The organism is Rahnella sp. BCC 1045, from assembly GCF_019049615.1.
Lineage (GTDB): Bacteria > Pseudomonadota > Gammaproteobacteria > Enterobacterales > Enterobacteriaceae > Rahnella > Rahnella contaminans.
Genome location: NZ_JAFMOZ010000078.1, coordinates 1 through 20126, shown reverse-complemented (window position 1 = coordinate 20126; position 20126 = coordinate 1). Strand labels below are relative to the sequence as shown.

The following is a 20126-nucleotide window of genomic DNA, read 5'->3' as shown; positions in this document are numbered from 1 at the left end:
TTGTTTTAAGCGTCTGGATAATTTGCGGATTCAGTTCCAGCATTTTCAACAGCTTCAATGCTGCGCCATTTGGCAAACGCTTTTGTTGTTCCCATGCCTGCACCAGCGAGGGAGAAACACCAAGCAGCCGGGCGAACTCATCCTGTTTAACACCTGCTTTTGTGCGAATTTGTTTTACTTCAGGCATGGAAATACGCGTGATATGCGCAGGTGCCATCTCACCTTTACGGATCGCGACCATTTCTTCAGCGGATTGTCGCAATTCTTCAAAGAATTCTTTCGTCATGGTCTATCTCCTGTGTCACGACAGACTTCGTACAATGTTTTTCAAAATCGATTTTTCGCTTTCCGTCAGAGAATCTTTCTCACTCTTGGGATAAACCAGCAGCATGTAAATCTGACCATCAGCGCACAGGTAATAATAAATCGCCCGCACACCTGCACTTTTCCCCCGACGATGGTTACCCCAGCGGACTTTTCTGCAACCGCCCGTCCCGACGATCAAAGCCCCTGCATCGGGATAATGCGTGAGGTATACCTGAAACTGGCGATATTCCTCCTCAGTCAGCAGCTCTTTGCATTTGCGGCTAAAAGTCGGGGTTTCGATAAACTCCAGATATTCCATATGACTCATTCCATGACTCAAGATGGCCGGATAATACTCTCACAGGGTAAGAGTTCAACGCGAGGTTTTTCTCGTCAGAAACGAAAAAGGCGAGCCGTGTGGCTCGCCTTTTTGTCACGACTGTCCGCTAAATCTTCAAATACGCTCTGATCCCATCCAGGAACATCTGCGTCGAAAGCATCACCAGGATCAGGCCCATCAGACGTTCAAGGGCGCTGACGCCTTTGTCGCCGAGCAGTTTCAGGAAAACGTTCGACAGTAGCAGGATAGCCATCGACATGCCCCAGGCGATAAATAACGCCAGCGTTAAGTGGCTCATCTGATTCGGGTACTGATGCGAAAGCAACATCAGCGTGGCGAGAATTGACGGACCGGCGACCAGCGGAATGGCCATCGGTACGAGGAACGGTTCCTCACCGGCGGGTAAACCGCTGCTGCTTTTTTCTTCCGACGGGAAAATCATCTTGATGGCAATCAGGAACAGGATGATGCCGCCGGAAATCGACACGGTTTCAGTGCGCAAATTCAGGAACGACAGAATTTTTTCCCCTGCGAACAGGAAAATCAGCATCAGGATCAGGGCAATCAGCATTTCGCGGATCAGCACCACGCGGCGGCGTTTCGGATCAAGATGTTTTAACACCGACATAAAAATCGGTAAGTTGCCCAGCGGATCCATAATTAAAAACAGCAAAATGGTTGCTGAAATCATTTCGGTCATGACTACCTCAGAATGATGAAATTCGGGTTAAAAATGCTTGTTATAAGTTGTGCTGCTATTAATGGCGGCACTATTGATTAAATTCACTTGCCACTTTTAGTACATTTTGTAAGGTGGTAGACCAGCGCGTTAACAGAGCATGGCGCATCATAAAAAGGCGCCAACGTAGTGCAAAACGCGCGTTAAGCTTTTTAAGCCGTTATCACCCTCAGGGCAGGACAGATATTATGAAAAATGTAGGTTTCGTTGGCTGGCGTGGAATGGTCGGTTCTGTACTCATGCAACGCATGATTGAAGAACGCGATTTCGACGCTATCCGTCCGGTATTCTTCTCCACCTCTCAGCACGGTCAGGCCGCGCCTTCTTTCACGGGGCAGTCTGGTACCTTGCAGGATGCCTATGATCTGGACGCACTGAGTGCGCTGGACATTATCATCACCTGTCAGGGCGGCGATTATACCAATGAAATCTACCCGAAGCTGCGTGAAATCGGTTGGTCTGGCTACTGGATTGACGCAGCATCCTCTCTGAGAATGGAAGATGACGCGATAATCATCCTCGACCCGGTCAACAGCGCGGTGATCCATCAGGGTATCGACAAAGGCATCAAAACCTTTGTGGGCGGTAACTGTACCGTCAGCCTGATGCTGATGTCCCTTGGCGGTTTGTTTGCCAATGACCTGATTGAGTGGGCGTCGGTTGCCACCTATCAGGCCGCTTCCGGCGGCGGTGCGCGGCACATGCGCGAGCTGCTGACCCAAATGGGCATGCTGCATAATAGCGTCGCGAAAGAACTGGAAAACCCGGCTTCTGCCATTCTGGATATCGAACGTAAAGTGACGGCGCTGACCCGCAGTGGCACGCTGCCGACTGACAACTTTGGTGTTCCGCTGGCGGGCGGTCTGATCCCATGGATCGACAAACAGCTCGATAACGGCCAGACCAAAGAAGAGTGGAAAGGCCAGGCGGAAACCAACAAAATTCTCGGCACGTCCAGCATCATTCCGGTGGATGGCCTGTGCGTCCGCATCGGTGCGCTGCGTTGCCATAGCCAGGCGTTCACGCTGAAACTCAAAAAAGACGTGTCGATTCCAGAAATCGAACAAATGCTGGCGTCGCATAACGACTGGGTTCGTGTCATCCCGAATGATCGTGAATTGTCGATGCGTGAACTGACGCCAGCGGCAGTGACGGGCACTATGAATACGCCGGTGGGTCGTCTGCGTAAACTGAATATGGGCCCGCAATATCTGTCTGCGTTCACCGTCGGTGACCAGTTGCTGTGGGGCGCGGCAGAGCCACTTCGCCGCATGCTGCGCATCTTGCTGTAACGGCATAGTTACCCTGATTTCGTCCCAACGGGACACCAGCACGGTGTCCCGTTTTTATTTCTGTCTTCAATCACTTCACCGTTAAACCGCATTTTCCCAGCGCAACCCTCTGAATTTCATTTTGCGAAAAATTCATCGGCTTCTGTCCACTGATTTACCGAACCTTTGTCTATGCTTAGTAGAAGAGCTCTGCCTCTTTGAGAAGCTGAAACAGAAACTTATTTGGAAATTGTGAACATAAGCGCCAACGCGCATTTTATGGCAAAACGAAATCACGCCAGATCACAAAGTGACAGGAAAAAGGGGAGCAAACTGGGATCACGTTTCGTATTGAATACCTGAATGATTTTATTGGATTTATTGATTTAATTAATCATAGGACGAAATTCATGTCTGTACTTCCCGATCAGCACGTCATTAATCAAATTATATCTGGCCATTACGCTGATCCTTTTTCTCTTTTGGGAATGCATTCCGTAAGCGCCGGGCTGGAAGTTCGTGCGCTGTTGCCGGATGCCGATCAGGTCTGGGTCATTGATGTAGAAAAAGGTAAACAGGTCGCAGAACTGCGTCGTTATGACGATCGCGGTTTTTTTGTCGGCCTTATTCCCCGCCGTAAAAATGCCTTCCGTTACAAGCTGGAAGTGCGCTGGGGCGAGAATCTCCATGTTATTGACGACCCATACCGCTTCGGCACGTTGTTGCAGGAACTGGATATCTGGCTGCTGGCGGAAGGGACACATCTGCGGCCATACGAAAAACTTGGCGCGCATCCGCAAACGCTCGACGATGTCGATGGCGTCAGTTTTGCCGTCTGGGCACCGAACGCGACACGCGTTTCGGTGGTCGGTGAATTCAATTTCTGGGACGGTCGCCGCCATCCGATGCGTCAGCGTCGTGAAAACGGCATCTGGGAGCTGTTTATTCCGGCCGTTCACGAAGGTCAGCTGTATAAATTCGAAATTATCGACTGTCGCGGCAATATTACCCTGCGCGCCGATCCTTACGCATTTGAAGCCCAGATGCGCCCGGACACCGCGTCCTGCGTGCGAAAACTCCCGGACGTCGTACCGTTTTCAGAAACCAGAAAGAAAGCCAACGCGCTGAATCAGCCGGTTTCGGTGTACGAAGTTCATCTGGGTTCGTGGCGACGTCATACCGACGATAACTTCTGGCTGAGCTACGGCGAGCTGGCGGAACAGCTGGTGTCTTACGCCAAATGGATGGGCTTTACGCACATTGAGCTAATGCCGGTTAACGAACATCCGTTTGACGGCAGCTGGGGTTATCAGCCGCTGGGCATGTACGCGCCGACCCGTCGTTTCGGCACGCCGATGGATTTCAAAGCCTTCGTTGATGCCGCGCACGACGCTGGTCTGAACGTGATCCTCGACTGGGTGCCGGGGCATTTCCCAAGCGATGCCTACGGACTGGCGCAGTTCGACGGCACCGCGCTGTATGAATATGCCGACCCGCGCGAAGGTTATCATCAGGACTGGAATACGCTGATTTATAACTATGGCCGCCACGAAGTACGTAACTATCTGGCGGGGAATGGTTTTTACTGGATTGAGCGCTTTGGCATTGACGGCCTTCGCGTTGATGCCGTGGCCTCCATGATTTACCGTGATTACAGCCGCAAAGCCGGAGAGTGGATCCCGAACTATTACGGTGGCCGCGAAAATCTCGAGGCGATTGCCTTCCTGAAATATACCAACCAGACCATCGGGCGCGAACTGGGTGGCGCGGTGACGTTAGCGGAAGAATCGACGGATTATCCCGGCGTCACCATGCCGCCGGATGCCAACGGGCTGGGCTTCCATTACAAATGGAATCTGGGCTGGATGCACGATTCGCTCCAGTACATGCAGCTGGATCCGGTTCACCGCAAATACCACCACAATCTCATGACGTTCGGCGTGCTTTACGCCTACAGCGAGAATTTCATTCTGCCGCTTTCGCATGACGAAGTGGTTCATGGCAAAAAATCCCTGCTCGACAGAATGCCCGGCGATACCTGGCAAAAGTTCGCCAACCTGCGCGCGTATTACGGTTTCATGTGGGCGCATCCGGGCAAAAAATTGCTGTTCATGGGCGGTGAATTTGCACAGGGGCGCGAGTGGAATTTCGACGCCAGCCTCGACTGGCATCTGCTGGATGACCCGGCCGGCTGGCACAGCGGCGTTCAGCATCTGGTGCGTGATTTAAATCTGACCTATCAGGCCAACGCGCCGCTGTATGAGCTCGATTACAACCCGCGCGGCTTCGAATGGCTGGTGGTTGACGACCATGAGAACTCCATTTTTGCCTTTGCGCGCCGCGATGAAAACGGCGGCGAAGTGATTGTTATCAGCAACTTTACGCCGGTGCCGCGCGAACACTACCGGATTGGGATCACCCGTCCGGGGCGTTATCACGAAATTCTCAATACTGATTCGCACTTCTACCGTGGCAGCAACGTCGGGAACTGCGGTGACGTTTACAGTGAAAACATCGGCCATCATCAGCGTGAGCATTCGATCAGCATCACCATTCCGCCGCTGGCGACCGTCTATTTGCGAAGAGAAGAGGCGTAATGAAACAGCTCGAAACCGGTCAGGCCGCGCCATTTGGCGCACATCTCAGAGATAACGGCGTGAATTTTTGCCTGTACTCCGCGCATGCGGAAAAAGTGGAGTTATGTCTTTTTGATGAGACCGGCAGCGAGCAGCATCTGCCTTTACCGGGCCGGACCGGCAATTTGTGGCACGGTTTTTTGCCCGAAGCGAAAGCCGGGCTGCGTTACGGTTACCGCGTTTACGGGCCTTTTGACCCGCAAAACGGCCACCGCTTTAACCCGAAAAAAGTGCTGATTGACCCCAGCGCGCGGGCGATTGACGGTGTCCTTCTAGATAACGCGCGGTTCACCGGGGGCACCGATGCGCCGGACGACAAGGACAGCGCCGTGGTGGCACCGAAATCGGTGGTCGTCGCCGGTAAGTTTGACTGGGAAGACGACAAACCGCCCGCCACGCCGTGGGGCGAAACTGTGATTTACGAAGCGCATGTGCGCGGGCTGACGCGCCAGCATCCGCGTATTCCGGCAGCCATCCGCGGTACTTACGCCGGGCTGGCGCATCCGGTCATGCTCGAATATTTGCAGCATCTGGGTGTCACGGCCATTGAGTTATTGCCGGTTCAGCATCATGCCGACGAACCGCGTCTGCAACGTCTCGGCCTGAGCAATTACTGGGGCTATAACGTGCTGGCGCCTTGTGCGGTTGAACAAAGTTATGCCAGCGGGCTGGGCGGCGTGTCGGCGCTGAGCGAATTCAAATCCGCGGTGAAAGCGCTGCATCAGGCGGGCATAGAAGTGATCCTCGACGTGGTATTCAACCACAGTGCGGAGCTGGATATCGACGGGCCGTTTATTTCGTTTCGCGGAATCGACAATGCCAGCTGGTACTGGCTCAACGACGATGGCTCGGACAACAACATGACCGGCTGCGGCAACGCGATGCGCCTGACAAATGACGAAGTGATCGCCTGGACGCTCGATTGCCTGCATTACTGGGTACGCGAATGTCACGTTGACGGTTTCCGTTTTGATCTGGCGACACTTCTCGGCAGAACGCCGGAGTTCACCGCGCAATCGCCGCTTTTCGAGGCGATTAAGCAGGATGCTGTCCTTTCAAACATCAAACTGATTGCTGAGCCCTGGGACATCGGCACCGGCGGCTATCAGCTCGGGAAGTTCCCGGCACCTTTCGCCGAATGGAGCGACATCTGGCGCGATGAAATGCGCCAGTTCTGGCTGCACGGCGATATCTCCATCGGGCAGTTTGCCGGGCGTATCGCGGCGTCGGCGGACACATTCAATCCCGCGCAGCGCGAACCTTACGCCAGCATCAACATGCTGACCGCGCACGACGGTTTTACGCTGCGCGATTTAGTGAGTTTTAACCAGAAACATAACCAGGCTAACGGGGAGGAAAACCGCGACGGCCATAACGAAAATTTCAGCCAAAACCACGGCGAGGAAGGGCTGGAGGCATCTGCCGGCGTATTGCGACAACGCCGTCTCAGCCAGCGGGCATTGCTGGCGACGCTGTTTATGTCACAGGGCACGCCGATGTTGCTGGCCGGTGACGAGCAGGGCAACAGCCAGCAGGGAAACAACAACGCCTATTGCCAGGACAATCCGCTGACCTGGCTCGACTGGGAAAACGCCGATGAAAGCCTGATGGCCTATACCTCTGCGCTGATTGCGTTGCGCCGGAAAATCCCGGCACTGACGCAAAACCGCTGGTGGCAGGAAGGCAGCGAAGATGTGCAATGGCTGAATCAACAGGGGCAACCGATGAGTACCGGCGACTGGGAGCAGGGGCCGCAGCAATGGCTGCAAATCTGCCTGTCGCGGCGCTGGTTGTTGATCGTGAATGCCTCACTGCATGAGGTTGAACTGCATCTGCCGCCGGGGAACTGGCAGCCGGTTGCGCCGTTTAACAGCGTGCTTTTTGATGAGGAACCCCGGCGCGTCACGGAAGGCTCGCAATGGCGGGCAGCAGCAAAAACCCTCTGTGTCCTACAAGATTTTACTCCACAGAGCCGGTAACTATAAAAACGAAGGAGTCAGATATGGCGACATTAGATAATCGGGACCCGGTCATGCTGGCGCGACAATTGCCGCTGAAATCCGTGGCGTTGATTCTGGCCGGGGGGCGGGGTTCAAGACTGAAAGATTTGACCTCTACCCGGGCAAAGCCCGCCGTCCACTTTGGCGGGAAATTCCGCATCATTGATTTTGCCCTGTCGAATTGCCTGAATTCAGGGATCCGCCGCATCGGCGTGATCACACAATATCAGTCACATACGCTGGTTCAGCACATCCAGCGAGGCTGGTCTTTCCTCAATGAAGAAATGAACGAGTTTGTGGATTTACTCCCGGCGCAGCAACGCCACAGCACCGAACACTGGTACAAAGGCACCGCCGATGCGGTGTATCAGAATCTGGATATCATCCGTCGCTATAACGCCGAGTTTGTCGTGATCCTGGCCGGGGATCATATCTATAAAATGGACTACTCGCGGATGCTCATCGACCACGTACAGAAGGGCGGAGAATGTACCGTCGCCTGCCTCGAAGTGCCGATTTCTGAAGCCAGTGAATTTGGCGTGATGGGCGTGACGGAGGATTATCAGATCACCAGTTTCGTCGAAAAACCTAAAGATCCGCCGCCGATGCCGGGCAATCCGGACATGGCGCTGGCGAGCATGGGCATCTACATTTTTAATGCAGACTATCTTTTCCGCATGCTCGAAGAAGACATGGCGAGTGAAGAATCCAGCCATGATTTCGGCAAAGATCTGATCCCGAAACTGACCCGTCAGGGGGTAGCGCGCGCGCATCCGTTTGGCCTGTCCTGTGTGACGCAAAACGACGAATTGCCGCCGTACTGGCGGGATGTGGGGACGCTCGACGCCTACTGGCGCGCGAATCTGGATCTGGCATCGGTGACGCCGGAACTGGATATGTATGACCGCAACTGGCCCATCCGTACACACATGGAACCGCTGCCGCCCGCCAAATTTGTGCAAGACCGGTCGGGCAGTCACGGTATGACCATGAACTCGCTGGTGGCCGGTGGCGTGATTGTTTCAGGCTCGGTGGTGGTGCATTCCGTGCTGTTCCCGCGGGTGCGCATCAACTCTTTCTGCAATATTGATTCGACGATTATTTTGCCGGATGTGAATGTGGGTCGTTCCTGCCGTTTACGCAAATGTGTGATTGACCGCGCCTGCCAGATCCCGGAAGGCATGGTGATTGGTGAGAATGCCGATGAAGACAGCCGTCGTTTTTACCGTTCGGAAGATGGCGTTGTACTGGTGACGCGCGCGATGCTGGCGAAACTATAAAGACACGTTAGAGAGCAGTATTTTTCGTCATCCCGGTGAAGGCCGGGATGACCGGGATAATCAGGAGCGCGAATGCAGGTTTTACATGTTTGTTCCGAGCTGTTTCCGCTGTTAAAAACGGGCGGCCTTGCGGATGTTGCGGGGGCATTGCCCGCCGCTCAGATTGCGGAAGGCGCTGACGTCCGCGTGCTCATTCCGGCTTTCCCCGATATCAAAAAAGGGCTGGGGGAAACGAAGGTCATCGGCACGCTGGCGACCTTCGCCGGGCATGTCACCCTTTCACTGGGCTACTTTGACGGCGTGGGCATTTACATCATTGATGTGCCCGGTTTGTACGACCGACCCGGCAGCCCTTATCACGATCAATCATCTTTCGCTTATCCGGATAACCATCTGCGTTTTGCCTTGCTGAGCTGGATGGCGTGCGAACTGGCGCTGGGTTTTGACCCGCACTGGCAGCCGAATATTGTGCATTCTCACGACTGGCACGCCGGGCTGGCGTCGGCGTATATCCGCGCCCGCAACGCGCCGGTGCGCACCGTTTTCACCGTACATAACCTGGCATTCCAGGGGCTGTTTGGCGCGCATCATATCGATGAGCTTTACCTCCCGCGTGAATTCTTCCAGATGCACGGGCTGGAGTTTTACGGCCAGATTTCTTACCTGAAAGCCGGGCTGTATTACTCCGATCACGTGACGACCGTCAGCCCGACGTACGCCAAAGAAATCACGCGTCCGGAATTTGGTTACGGCATGGAATCCCTGTTGCAGGAACTCGAAATACAGGGGCGTCTGACCGGTATTCTCAACGGCGTTGATGAAGCTATCTGGCAGCCGCGCGATGACGTGCTGCTTTCTGCCCGTTATGACGCCGATGATTTACGTTCCAAAGCCATTAATAAAGCCTATCTGCAACGGGCGATGGGTTTGGATGTGGATGATTCGCGGCTGGTTTTTGCCGTCGTCAGCCGTCTGACCAGTCAGAAAGGGCTGGATCTGGTGCTGGAAGCGTTGCCCGATTTACTCGAACGTGGCGGCCAGCTTGCGCTGCTGGGCGCAGGCGATGCCGTATTGCAACAGGCGTTTCTGGCCGCCGCGGCGGATAATCCGGGGCAGGTCGGCGTGCAGCTCGGTTATCACGAAGCCTTTTCCCACCGCATTATCGGCGGTGCCGACGTCATCATGGTGCCGAGCCGGTTTGAGCCGTGCGGATTAACCCAACTTTACGGACTGAAATACGGCACGTTGCCGCTGGTGCGCCGGACAGGCGGGCTGGCGGATACGGTCGTGGATTGTGCGCTGGAAAATCTGGCCGACGGAACAGCCAGTGGTTTTGTCTTTGAAGAAGCAACGGGGAAATCGCTGGGAAATGCGATCCGCCGGGCCTTTGTTTTGTGGAGCCGTCCTAAGCACTGGCGACACGTCCAGCAACACGCCATGGGTATTGATTTCGGCTGGAAGGTGGCAGCGCAGGAGTATCTCACGCTGTACAACCGTCTGTTGTCCTGAACCCTGAACATAGCTAACCAGATCGGGAATGTAACGTTATGACTTCACCGTTTAATTACAACTCGCCGACAGTCAGTGTCGAAGCGCTGAAACATTCTATTGCCTATAAATTGATGTTTATCATCGGCAAAGATCCGTCCATTGCGACGCAACATGACTGGCTGAATGCCACCTTGTTTGCGGTGCGCGATCGTATGGTGGAACGCTGGCTGCGCTCCAACCGGGCGCAAACCTCACAGGACGTACGGCAGGTTTATTATCTGTCGATGGAGTTTTTGATTGGACGGACTCTCTCTAACGCGCTGCTGGCGATGGGTATTTATGACGATCTCAAAAGTGCGCTCGATGAAATGGGTTTTGACCTCGAAGAACTGATCGGCGAAGAGAATGACCCCGGTTTGGGCAACGGCGGTCTGGGGCGTCTTGCAGCGTGTTTCCTCGATTCGCTGGCTACGCTGGCATTGCCGGGGCGCGGTTACGGCATCCGTTATGAATACGGAATGTTCGCGCAAAACATCGTAAACGGGGAGCAAAAAGAATCACCGGATTACTGGCTGGAATACGGTAATCCGTGGGAGTTCCAGCGCTACAACACCCGTTATAAAGTGCGTTTTGGTGGTCGCGTGCAGCATGAGGGCGTGAAAACCCGCTGGCTGGAAACCGAAGAAGTTATTGCCTGCGCCTACGATCAGGTGATTCCCGGCTACGATACCGACGCCACCAACACGCTCCGGTTGTGGGGTGCGCAGGCCAGTAACGAAATCAATCTGGGTAAATTTAACCAGGGTGATTACTTTGCGGCAGTGGAAGATAAAAACCATTCCGAGAACGTATCGCGGGTTCTGTATCCCGATGACTCGACCTATTCAGGGCGCGAACTGCGTCTGCGCCAGGAATATTTCCTGGTGTCGGCGACCGTGCAGGACATCCTCAACCGCCATTACACCACGCACCATACTTACGATAATCTGGCCGACAAAATTGCCATTCACCTCAACGACACGCACCCGGTGCTGTCGATTCCTGAGCTGATGCGGTTGCTGATTGACGAGCATAAATTCGAGTGGAAAGACGCGTGGGAAACCGTGTGTCGGGTGTTTTCGTACACCAACCACACGCTGATGAGCGAAGCGCTGGAAACCTGGCCGGTGGATATGATCGGCAAGATCCTGCCGCGTCATCTTGAGATTATTTTCCAGATTAACGATCACTTCCTTAAAGAAGTCGCGGAACAGATCCCCAACGATAACGGTCTGCTGTCCCGCGTTTCTATTATCGATGAAGGTAACGGCCGTAAAGTCCGGATGGCGTGGCTGGCAGTGATTGCCAGCCATAAAGTGAACGGCGTTTCTGCGCTGCATTCCGACCTGATGGTGCAGTCGTTGTTTGCGGACTTTGCGCACATTTATCCTGACCGTTTCTGCAATAAAACTAACGGGGTTACGCCACGCCGCTGGCTGGCGCTGGCCAACAAACCGCTTTCTGCGGTGCTCGATGACGCTATCGGCCAGACCTGGCGCTCTGATCTCAGCCAGCTGGCGGAGCTGAAGCAAAATCTGGATTACCTGAGTTTCCTTCAGGCGATCCGCAAGGCCAAGCTGGATAATAAGAAAAAACTGGCGCTCTTTATCGCCCAGAAACTGAATATTGTGGTGGATCCGAAAAGTCTGTTTGACGTGCAGATCAAACGTATCCACGAATACAAACGTCAGCTGATGAACGTGCTGCACGTCATCACGCGTTACAACCGAATTCTCGAAGAACCGGACGCTGACTGGGTACCACGCACGGTGATTTTTGCCGGTAAAGCGGCGTCGGCGTATTACGCGGCGAAGCAGATTATCCGGCTGATCAACGATGTCGCGTCAGTGATCAACAACGATCCGCGTGTCGGCAATAAACTGAAGATCGTGTTTATTCCTAACTACAGCGTCAGTCTGGCGCAGCTGATCATTCCGGCGGCCGATCTTTCCGAGCAGATCTCGCTGGCGGGTACCGAAGCATCGGGAACCAGTAACATGAAATTCGCGTTAAACGGTGCGCTGACGATTGGTACGCTGGACGGCGCGAACGTCGAAATGCTCGAACACGTTGGAGAGGAAAATATCTTCATCTTCGGCAATACCACACCACAAGTCGAAGAACTGCGACAAAAAGGCTACAACCCGCATACCTACTTTGAACAGGACGCCGAGCTGCATCAGGTACTGACGCAAATCGCGACCGGCGTCTTCAGCCCGACCGAACCGAAGCGCTACACCAATCTGTTCGATACGCTGGTCAATCTCGGCGATCATTATCAGGTGCTGGCGGATTACCGCAGTTATGTCGATACGCAGGATAAAGTCGATGAGCTGTATAAACTGCCGGAAGAGTGGACGCGGCGCACGCTGCACAACATCGCCAACATGGGCTATTTCTCGTCTGACCGCACGATTCAGGAATACGCGGATGAGATCTGGAATATAAAACCGGTGAAATTGTAGAGCGGGAATAAAGGTAGGATTTTCGGCTCCTCCCCCTTCGCAGGGGGAGGAGCTAACTAAATCAGGACGCCAGTGACAAATGTTTCTTCTGCTGTTTGTGCGTTTCCAGCCATTCGGCGACGCGCTGTTGCTGCGCTTTATCCAGCCACATGCCGAGTTTAGTACGACGCCAGATGGCATCATCAAGCTGTGAAACCCACTCTTTTTCAACCAGATAACGCAACTCGGCTTCATATAAACCGTGACCGAAATCTTCGCCCAGCGATTCGATGCCGGTTGCGTCATTCAGGAACAGTTCCGTCTGGCTGCCGTAGGTGCGCGCATAACGGCGGGCCAGTGATTCCGGCAACCATTTAAAGCGGCTGCGCAGATTCGCGCTGTACGTATCGCGGTCACCATTCAGCTTCCCACCAGGCAGAACGGCCGTTTTCGTCCAGGCCGGGCCGGCTTTCGGATAATACTTCACCAGTTTTTCCAGCGCGTGCTCGGCCAGTTTACGGTAGGTGGTCAGCTTACCGCCAAACACCGAAAGCAACGGCGCTTTGCCATCCTGATCGTGAACATCCAGCGTGTAATCTCGGGTTACCGCCTGCGGAGAATCTGACTCATCGTCGCACAGCGGACGTACACCGGAGTAAGTCCAGACGATATCTTCCGTGGTCAGCTGCTTTTTAAAGTGGTCGTTATACACTTTCAGCAGATAACCGACTTCTTTGTCATCGATTTTCACGTCTTTCGGATCACCGTGATATTCCACGTCGGTGGTACCGATGATCGAGAACTCATCCATCCACGGGATCACGAACACAATACGGTGGTCTTCGTTTTGCAGAATGTACGCCTGCGGCTGATTGTGCGCGCGTGGCACCACAATATGGCTGCCTTTGATCAGACGGATGCCGTAAGGCGACTTCAGTTTCAGGCCGTCGTCGAAGAAATGTTTGACCCATGGACCGGTCGCATTCACCAGCCCTTTGGCGCGCCAGGTGAAGGTTTTGCCGGTATCGATATCTTCGGCTTCCACCATCCACAAACCGTCTTCACGCCATGCACGGGTCACGCGGGTGCGGGTACGCACTTCGCCGCCGCGTTCTTCCACTTCCTGCGCGTTGACGACGACTAAGCGCGCATCGTCAACCCAGCAGTCTGAGTATTCAAAACCTTTGGTCAGTTCTGGTTTCAGCACCGATTCGCTGCCGAATTTCAGGCCTTTACTGGCGGGCAGGCTGGTACGTTTACCCAGGTGGTCGTACAGGAACAGACCGGCGCGGATCATCCAGGCCGGACGCAAATGCGGCTGATGCGGTAAACGGAAACGCATCGGGAAGGCAATATGCGGTGCCATTTTTAACAGCACTTCACGTTCAGCCAGCGCTTCGCTGACCAGACGGAATTCGTAGTGTTCCAGGTAACGCAGGCCACCGTGGATCAGTTTAGAACTGGCCGAAGAGGTCGCGCAGGCCAAGTCTTGCGCTTCAAGCAGCAGAACAGACAGCCCGCGGCCAGCTGCATCTACTGCGATGCCGGTACCATTAATACCGCCACCAATTACGATCAAGTCTTTGGTTTCCACGTCATCTTCCTCCAGATGTTCGCAATAGCTCTTTTATGTTCGTTTTCGCTCACGATTGTAATCGAGATTCGACAAACAAGCCAAGAGTTAACCAAATAAAAACAATTATGCGTGATGGAGGTAACATTTTTGTGTCAGTAACGAGCAAAACGGTGAGCCGGGGACAAAACCGAACGCAACAACGCGTGGAATTTTTCGAAATTGTTCGTTTTAAGCAGAAGCAGGGAAGGGAGATAAAGCAGGAGCGCCAGGGCGACGCTCCCTGAAAGAGCCGGAAATCAGCAAAGCTCGAGGTGAACGTCGTACTTATCGATGATTTGCTTCACGCTCTCCGGCGGCTGTTTGTCGGTAAACAGATAGTGAATCAAATCCATTTTACCTAGGTTAACCATTGCGTTACGGCCAAACTTGGAATGGTCAGTCACCAGCATTACGCAGCGGGAGTTTTCGATAATCGCACGCTTGGTTCGCGCTTCGTGATAGTCGAATTCGAGCAATGAGCCGTCCATATCAATGCCGCTGATGCCGAGAATGCCGTAATCGAGGCGGAACTGAGAGATAAAATCGAGCGTCGCTTCACCCATCACCCCGCCATCGCGGGCGCGGACTTCGCCACCGGCGAGGAACAGGCGGCAATCGTCTTTGGCACTGAACAGCGTCGCCACGTTCAGGTTGTTGGTTACAATCCGCAGATCTTTATGATTGAGCAGTGCGTACGCTACCGCTTCCGGCGTGGTGCCGATATCGATAAACAGCGTTGAACCGTCCGGGATCTGCCCCGCGACGCGTTGAGCAATACGCGCTTTCGCTTCTGACCACATCACTTTACGGTCGTTATAGGCTGCATTGACCGAACTCGATGGCAGCGCCGCACCGCCATGATGGCGGTGGATTTTATTCTGCTCGGCCAGGTCATTGAGATCGCGCCGGATGGTTTGCGGGCTGACCGCGAAATGATCGACCAGTTCTTCGGTGCTGACATAACCCTGCTGGCGAACTAACTCGATAATCGCGTCATGGCGTTGTGTTTGTTTCACCCAAATCCCCTACTTGCGTTTTTTGCGCGGTAAGCGCGTATCAACAAATGCCATCACCAGACCCAGACCCAGGCCAAATGTGTGGGCGGCATTAGCCACCGCTGCACCGCCTGTGGCATAGCCGATGAACATGAAGATCAGCGAAATAGCCAGTAATCCGCCGGGAACGTACAACCGGCTTTCAGGTTTCAACACGCCGGTCAGCCAGACATAACCCATCAGAGCGTAGACCACGCCGGACAAACCGCCGAACCAGGAACCGTTGACCATCGACTGGCCCCAGCCGCTGATCAGCGCCGCGATCAGCGTGACGGTGAATAATTTTCCGCTGCCAAGATGCTGTTCAATCTGGCTGGCCATATACCACCACCAGACCAGATTGATGAGCAATGAAAATAAGGAAAAATTCATCAGCGCAGGTGTAAACCAGCGCCAGACCTGAAAATACCGCGAGCTGTCCGGCCACGCCAGCCAGTTCATGACCTGCTCAAAACCGACCATTTGCTGAAGAATATAGACGGCGATACACAGCACAATCATGCCGATCGTCAGCGGGCCCGCACGGCTGCGCAGCGTTTTCATAAAGGGGGTATGCGACATCCGCAAACCCGGCTGCGCCTTGCCGGTTTGCCAGCTGGCGGCCTGATAACGAGGGTGCAGCGGGTCACGGACAAACAGCGCGACCTGCTTCTCTGCCTCTTCCAGACGCGATTCGTCTTCCAGCCAGAGCTGGACTTCCTGACTTTCGTGTTTAATCGTCAGCGTGAAACCCTGCGTCGCCATGTAATCGACAAAAGCCTGAGCGAGGCGAGGGTTGTTCAGGTTAAGAATGCGCACCATAGCGTTAAGTGATTTCCCTAATTGTTTGATTTGTTGCCGTCATTTTAGGGCAATACCTTATCTGCCAGCGTGGGGGAAGTCGATTATAACGTCAGTCGGGGCGGGAAGGGGAAATTACGGATGCAGTGTCATTAGCTGAAACAGAAAAATTGCAGTGATGTGATAGGGATCGAAGTCTTTTGCAACACCGCCGGATGACGGTGCTGCAAATATCGGGAGCTTACAGCCCTTCCAGCGCCTGTTCCAGATCGGCAATCAGGTCGTCGGTGTCTTCGATACCGATACTGATACGCACCAGCCCGTCGGTAATCCCGCTCTGACGGCGGACTTCCGGCGCGACGGCGCTGTGAGTGGTTGAGGCCGGATGGCAGGCCAGCGAATCGGTATCTCCGAGGGAAACCGCCTGCGTGATGATGTTCAGCTTATCGAGGAAAGTCCGTGCGGCGTTCAGCCCGCCTTTCAGCTCAATTGCCATAATCCCGCCGAACAGTTTCATCTGACGCGCTGCGATGGCATGGCCCGGATGTTCCGGCAGCCCGGGATAAAATACCGTTTCCACTGCGTTGTGACTGTCGAGAAATTCCGCTACCGCCTGTGCGCTCAGTGAGCTGGCTTCCACGCGCAATGGCAAAGTTTTCAGCCCGCGGATCAGCAAGCTGGCTTCGAACGGGCTCAGGCAACCACCGAACTGTTTCAGGCTCAGCGTGCGGATTGGTGTAATTAATGCCGCAGAACCGGCCACTACACCGCCGGTCGCATCGCCGTGACCGCTGATGTATTTGGTCGCCGAGTGCAGAACGATATCGATGCCCAGCGCCAGCGGACGTGTCAGGTAAGGCGTCGCAAAGGTGTTATCCACCACGCTGATTGCGCCAGCTGCTTTGGATAAACGCGCGATTTCTGCCAGATCGGCAATGTCCAGACCCGGGTTTGCCGGTGTCTCAACCAGCACGACTTTGGTATTTTTTGTGAATGCGCCTTCCAGTTCGCTGACGTTCGCGACGTGTACTGGTGTGATGCCATAACGTGGCAGAAGATTACGTACCACACCTTCTGTCCCGCCGTACAGCGTACCGACATGAATGATTTCATCCCCCGGCACCAGCAGGGCAAATAATGTTGCGCTGATCGCCGCCATGCCGCTTGCGCAAGCCACGGAGGTTTCTGCGCCTTCCAGCGCGGCCAGTTTTTGTTCAAAAACGGTCACCGTCGGGTTAGCAAAACGGCTGTACATATAGCCCGGCTCTTCCCCGCTGAAACGACGTGCGCCGCTGTCAAAATCCGGATAGGAGAACGCGGAAGAGGCGGTAATCGGTGTCGCGACGGCACCGGTCTGGGCATCCGGCTGCTGGCCACCATGAACGGCGAGCGTACGCATACCCAAAGAACGTGTTTTGTTCAGTTGTTTCATCTTGAAATCCTGTCGATAGTAGGCGGAAATTATATCAACACTGGAGAACGGTAGCTTTTTCGGCTTAAGAACATTTTCGGCGCAAACCAGATAGCCTGGTTATAAAGACTCGGTTTATAAGACTATAGTCTGCGCCGGAGGGAGGGGGATCAGGCTTCGATATCTTGCGGGAAGGTTTGTGACCAGGCTTCAAAGCCGCCGTCAACGCTGTACACCGATTCGAAACCCTGAGAAATCAGAAATTGTGCGGCACCACGGCTGCTGATGCCGTGATAGCACATGACCAGAACCGGCGTTTTGGCATCGGCCTGTTCCATAAAGGCGCGCATGCTTTCATTGCTCAGATGGAATGCGCCGGGCGCGTGTGCTGCGCCAAAACTTTGCGGGTCGCGAATATCGACCATAACTGCTTCGCCGGATTTCAGGCGGGTATGCGCCTGTTCAACGCTGATTGCTTCAAATTGTTCCATCGGAGGTGCCTCTTAAAAGATGATTCCGCCATTCTACCCAATTATTGGCTTATCAAGACCAGACAAACTACAGGGGAAAAGCGCTAAACCAGAATCACCTTCACACCTTTGAGGCCTAATTTTTCGATAATTTCGCCGTCGGCTTCTTTGCCGGTGATGAGCACATTGATTTGTTCCGTGCGGCTGAACAGCATACCTGCGCGTTGCCCGACTTTACTGCTGTCGACCAGCACCGCCAGATTTCCGACGTAATTCAGCATCTTTTGTTCCGCCATCGCGGTCAGCATATCGGTTTTATACAGGCCATCGGTGGTCAGCCCTGCGCCGCTGGTAAACATCCAGTGCCCGGCGTACAGGCTCGCATCGCCATCCTGCGGTGCCAGCGTAATCGACTGACTTTTATTGTACTGACCACCCATGATCACCACGCTGTCGTGTTCCTGCTCAATCAGGTAATTGGCCAGCGGCAGATAGTTAGTGATCACCTGAATGTCTTTTCCGCACATCTCGCGCCCCAGCAAAAACGCTGTCGAGCCGCAGTTAATCACCACGCTTTCACCCGGCTGGCACAATTCGGCCGCAGCTTTGGCGATACGCATTTTTTCGTTGAGATTATGGGTCTGGTGAATATTAAGCGGAGTCCAGTTCTGGCGAGGCTGGTTAACGGCTTCAGCGCCGTTACGCACTTTACGCAATTTCCCCAACTCGTTGAGCTTAGTGATATCACGACGCGCAGTGGCCGGAGAAATATCAAAATGATCAATGACATCAGCGACAGAAATCTGACCCTGACGCTGCAAAAGATCAAGGATGGCGTTGTGGCGTTGTGGCTCTGTCATAGTGTCTCCGCGGGGGATATCCGAAAGTAGATGATTACCGCGTGATTATAAACGAGCAGTAATGCGAATAACATTGATTCTGAAAGGGCGGAGAGAATAGTCCCCGCCTTTTCTCACAATGCTTTAGAGGAAGGATTTAAACGGCAAGTCGGTGTCTGTCGTAAAGCAATCTTCGAATCCACGCGGGTAGTGATATTCAAAATTGTCTTTGTCATTCGGATAAGTGAATTTGCCGCCAACCTGCCAGATAAAGGGCTTGAAGCCGTATTTCAGACGGTCTTTTTTCATCTCCCACAGCACACGGATTTCCTGCGGATCGGCCTGGAAATTCGACCAGATATCATGGTGGAACGGGATCACGACTTTTGTATTCAGTGATTCTGCCATACGCAGCATATCGACGCTGGTCATTTTGTCGGTCACGCCGCGCGGGTTCTCGCCGTAGGAGCCGAGTGCGACGTCAATTTTGTACTCGTTGCCGTGTTTCGCGTAGTAGTTGGAATAATGTGAATCGCCGCTGTGATACAGGTTTCCGCCCGGCGTTTTGAACAGATAATTTACCGCACGCTGATCCATCATGTCCGGCAGAACGCCAGCCGCTTTCTGGTCCGCAGGCAGGGTGATCAGAACGGTGCGGTCGAAAGAATCCAGCGCGTGGATTTCCACATCTTTGATTTTCACCACTTTTCCCGGCGTCATCACGATACAACGTTCTCTCGGCACGCCCCAGCTAATCCACAAATCCACGCAGGTTTGCGGGCCGATAAACGGCACATCGGAAGCGCAGTTTTGCATCACGGCTGCCGCGACGTTGACATCAATATGATCGTTGTGGTCGTGGGTGGACAATACGGCGTCGATCTCTCTGATCGCGAACGGATCCAGCACGAAGGGCGTGGTGCGCAGGTTTGGTTGCAGCTTTTTCACGCCTGCCATGCGTTGCATTTGGTGGCCGGTTTTCATCAGCGGGCTGCTGTGATTTTGCTTGCCCACGCCACACCAGAAATCGACACAAATATTCGCGCCGCCCTCAGATTTAAGCCAGATCCCCGTGCAGCCCAGCCACCACATCGCAAAAGTGCCTGGCGCGACTTTTTCCTGCTCGATTTCTTCATTCAGCCAGGTGCCCCATTCCGGGAAAGTGTTGAGGATCCAGGATTCGCGACTGATCGTTTCTACTTTGCTCATTGTATTCCCTCATGTGAGTTTGGTTTGAATGATTAAATCATAACAAATCATTTAATGATTAAATATGATTTGATGGTGAGGAATTTATCATCGAAATTTTGCCGTGACAATGATTTTAATCGACGATTTTTGAATGGTTTCGGACACGCTGAAGACAGGTTCTCTGAATAAGCAGGAAGTGCAGGTAATAAAATAATCTAT

Annotated in this window: 16 protein-coding genes; 6 read left to right on the top strand and 10 right to left on the bottom strand. The window is 53.8% G+C overall.

From position 1 onward, the window contains the following. From nadS to J1782_RS01595, 3 genes are all read right to left on the bottom strand, one after another. Window positions 1–286: NadS family protein (nadS, locus tag J1782_RS01605; RefSeq protein WP_217152228.1), on the bottom strand; the 286-nt coding region annotated here is incomplete at its 3' end. 15 nt (window positions 287–301) lie between these two features. Next, a complete protein-coding gene (locus J1782_RS01600) occupies window positions 302–625 on the bottom strand; it encodes an addiction module toxin RelE (protein ID WP_152327624.1) in 324 nt (107 codons plus the stop codon). Between the two features lie 127 nt (window positions 626–752). Beyond that, complete coding sequence (locus J1782_RS01595) at window positions 753–1346, bottom strand: YhgN family NAAT transporter (RefSeq protein WP_152327566.1); 594 nt, start codon at window positions 1344–1346, stop codon at window positions 753–755. A gap of 227 nt (window positions 1347–1573) precedes the next feature. Between J1782_RS01595 and asd the strand changes: the two genes are divergently transcribed. From asd to glgP, 6 genes are all read left to right on the top strand, one after another. Then, window positions 1574–2677, top strand: a complete 1104-nt coding sequence (gene asd / locus J1782_RS01590) for an aspartate-semialdehyde dehydrogenase (RefSeq protein WP_120132887.1) — start codon at window positions 1574–1576, stop codon at window positions 2675–2677. A 389-nt stretch (window positions 2678–3066) separates the two neighbouring features. Then, on the top strand, window positions 3067–5253 hold the full coding sequence (glgB, locus tag J1782_RS01585) for a 1,4-alpha-glucan branching enzyme (RefSeq protein ID WP_165060936.1): 2187 nt from the start codon (window positions 3067–3069) through the stop codon (window positions 5251–5253). Then, window positions 5253–7271, top strand: a complete 2019-nt coding sequence (gene glgX / locus J1782_RS01580; RefSeq protein WP_217152227.1) for a glycogen debranching protein GlgX — start codon at window positions 5253–5255, stop codon at window positions 7269–7271. Before glgB ends, glgX begins: the two co-directional genes overlap by 1 nt. Window positions 7272–7294: 23 nt before the next feature. After that, window positions 7295–8572 (top strand): glucose-1-phosphate adenylyltransferase, encoded by a 1278-nt coding sequence (gene glgC, locus J1782_RS01575; RefSeq protein ID WP_152327563.1) that lies wholly within the window; start codon window positions 7295–7297, stop codon window positions 8570–8572. Window positions 8573–8644: 72 nt separating this feature from the next. Next, on the top strand, window positions 8645–10081 hold the full coding sequence (gene glgA / locus J1782_RS01570) for a glycogen synthase GlgA (protein WP_217152226.1): 1437 nt from the start codon (window positions 8645–8647) through the stop codon (window positions 10079–10081). Window positions 10082–10119: 38 nt separating this feature from the next. Continuing rightward, window positions 10120–12567 (top strand): glycogen phosphorylase, encoded by a 2448-nt coding sequence (gene glgP, locus J1782_RS01565; RefSeq protein ID WP_152327561.1) that lies wholly within the window; start codon window positions 10120–10122, stop codon window positions 12565–12567. 61 nt (window positions 12568–12628) lie between these two features. On the opposite strand, the gene glpD is transcribed toward glgP, so the two are convergent. The 7 genes from glpD to ulaG all read right to left on the bottom strand — a co-directional run bounded on the left by glpD (window position 12629) and on the right by ulaG (window position 19925). Then, a complete protein-coding gene (gene glpD, locus J1782_RS01560; protein ID WP_152327560.1) occupies window positions 12629–14140 on the bottom strand; it encodes a glycerol-3-phosphate dehydrogenase in 1512 nt (503 codons plus the stop codon). A 278-nt stretch (window positions 14141–14418) separates the two neighbouring features. Further along, a complete protein-coding gene (locus J1782_RS01555; protein ID WP_104923688.1) occupies window positions 14419–15177 on the bottom strand; it encodes a DeoR/GlpR family transcriptional regulator in 759 nt (252 codons plus the stop codon). A 9-nt stretch (window positions 15178–15186) separates the two neighbouring features. After that, window positions 15187–16017 (bottom strand): rhomboid family intramembrane serine protease GlpG, encoded by an 831-nt coding sequence (gene glpG, locus J1782_RS01550; RefSeq protein WP_217152225.1) that lies wholly within the window; start codon window positions 16015–16017, stop codon window positions 15187–15189. Between the two features lie 220 nt (window positions 16018–16237). Further along, a complete protein-coding gene (locus J1782_RS01545) occupies window positions 16238–17428 on the bottom strand; it encodes a PLP-dependent aspartate aminotransferase family protein (RefSeq protein ID WP_165060945.1) in 1191 nt (396 codons plus the stop codon). A 149-nt stretch (window positions 17429–17577) separates the two neighbouring features. Continuing rightward, entirely contained in the window at window positions 17578–17898 is a 321-nt protein-coding gene (glpE, locus tag J1782_RS01540; protein ID WP_104923683.1) for a thiosulfate sulfurtransferase GlpE, read from the bottom strand. Between the two features lie 83 nt (window positions 17899–17981). Continuing rightward, window positions 17982–18737 (bottom strand): HTH-type transcriptional regulator UlaR, encoded by a 756-nt coding sequence (gene ulaR / locus J1782_RS01535; protein ID WP_217152224.1) that lies wholly within the window; start codon window positions 18735–18737, stop codon window positions 17982–17984. Between the two features lie 123 nt (window positions 18738–18860). Continuing rightward, window positions 18861–19925 (bottom strand): L-ascorbate 6-phosphate lactonase, encoded by a 1065-nt coding sequence (gene ulaG, locus J1782_RS01530; RefSeq protein WP_165060948.1) that lies wholly within the window; start codon window positions 19923–19925, stop codon window positions 18861–18863. Window positions 19926–20126: the final 201 nt, after the last annotated feature.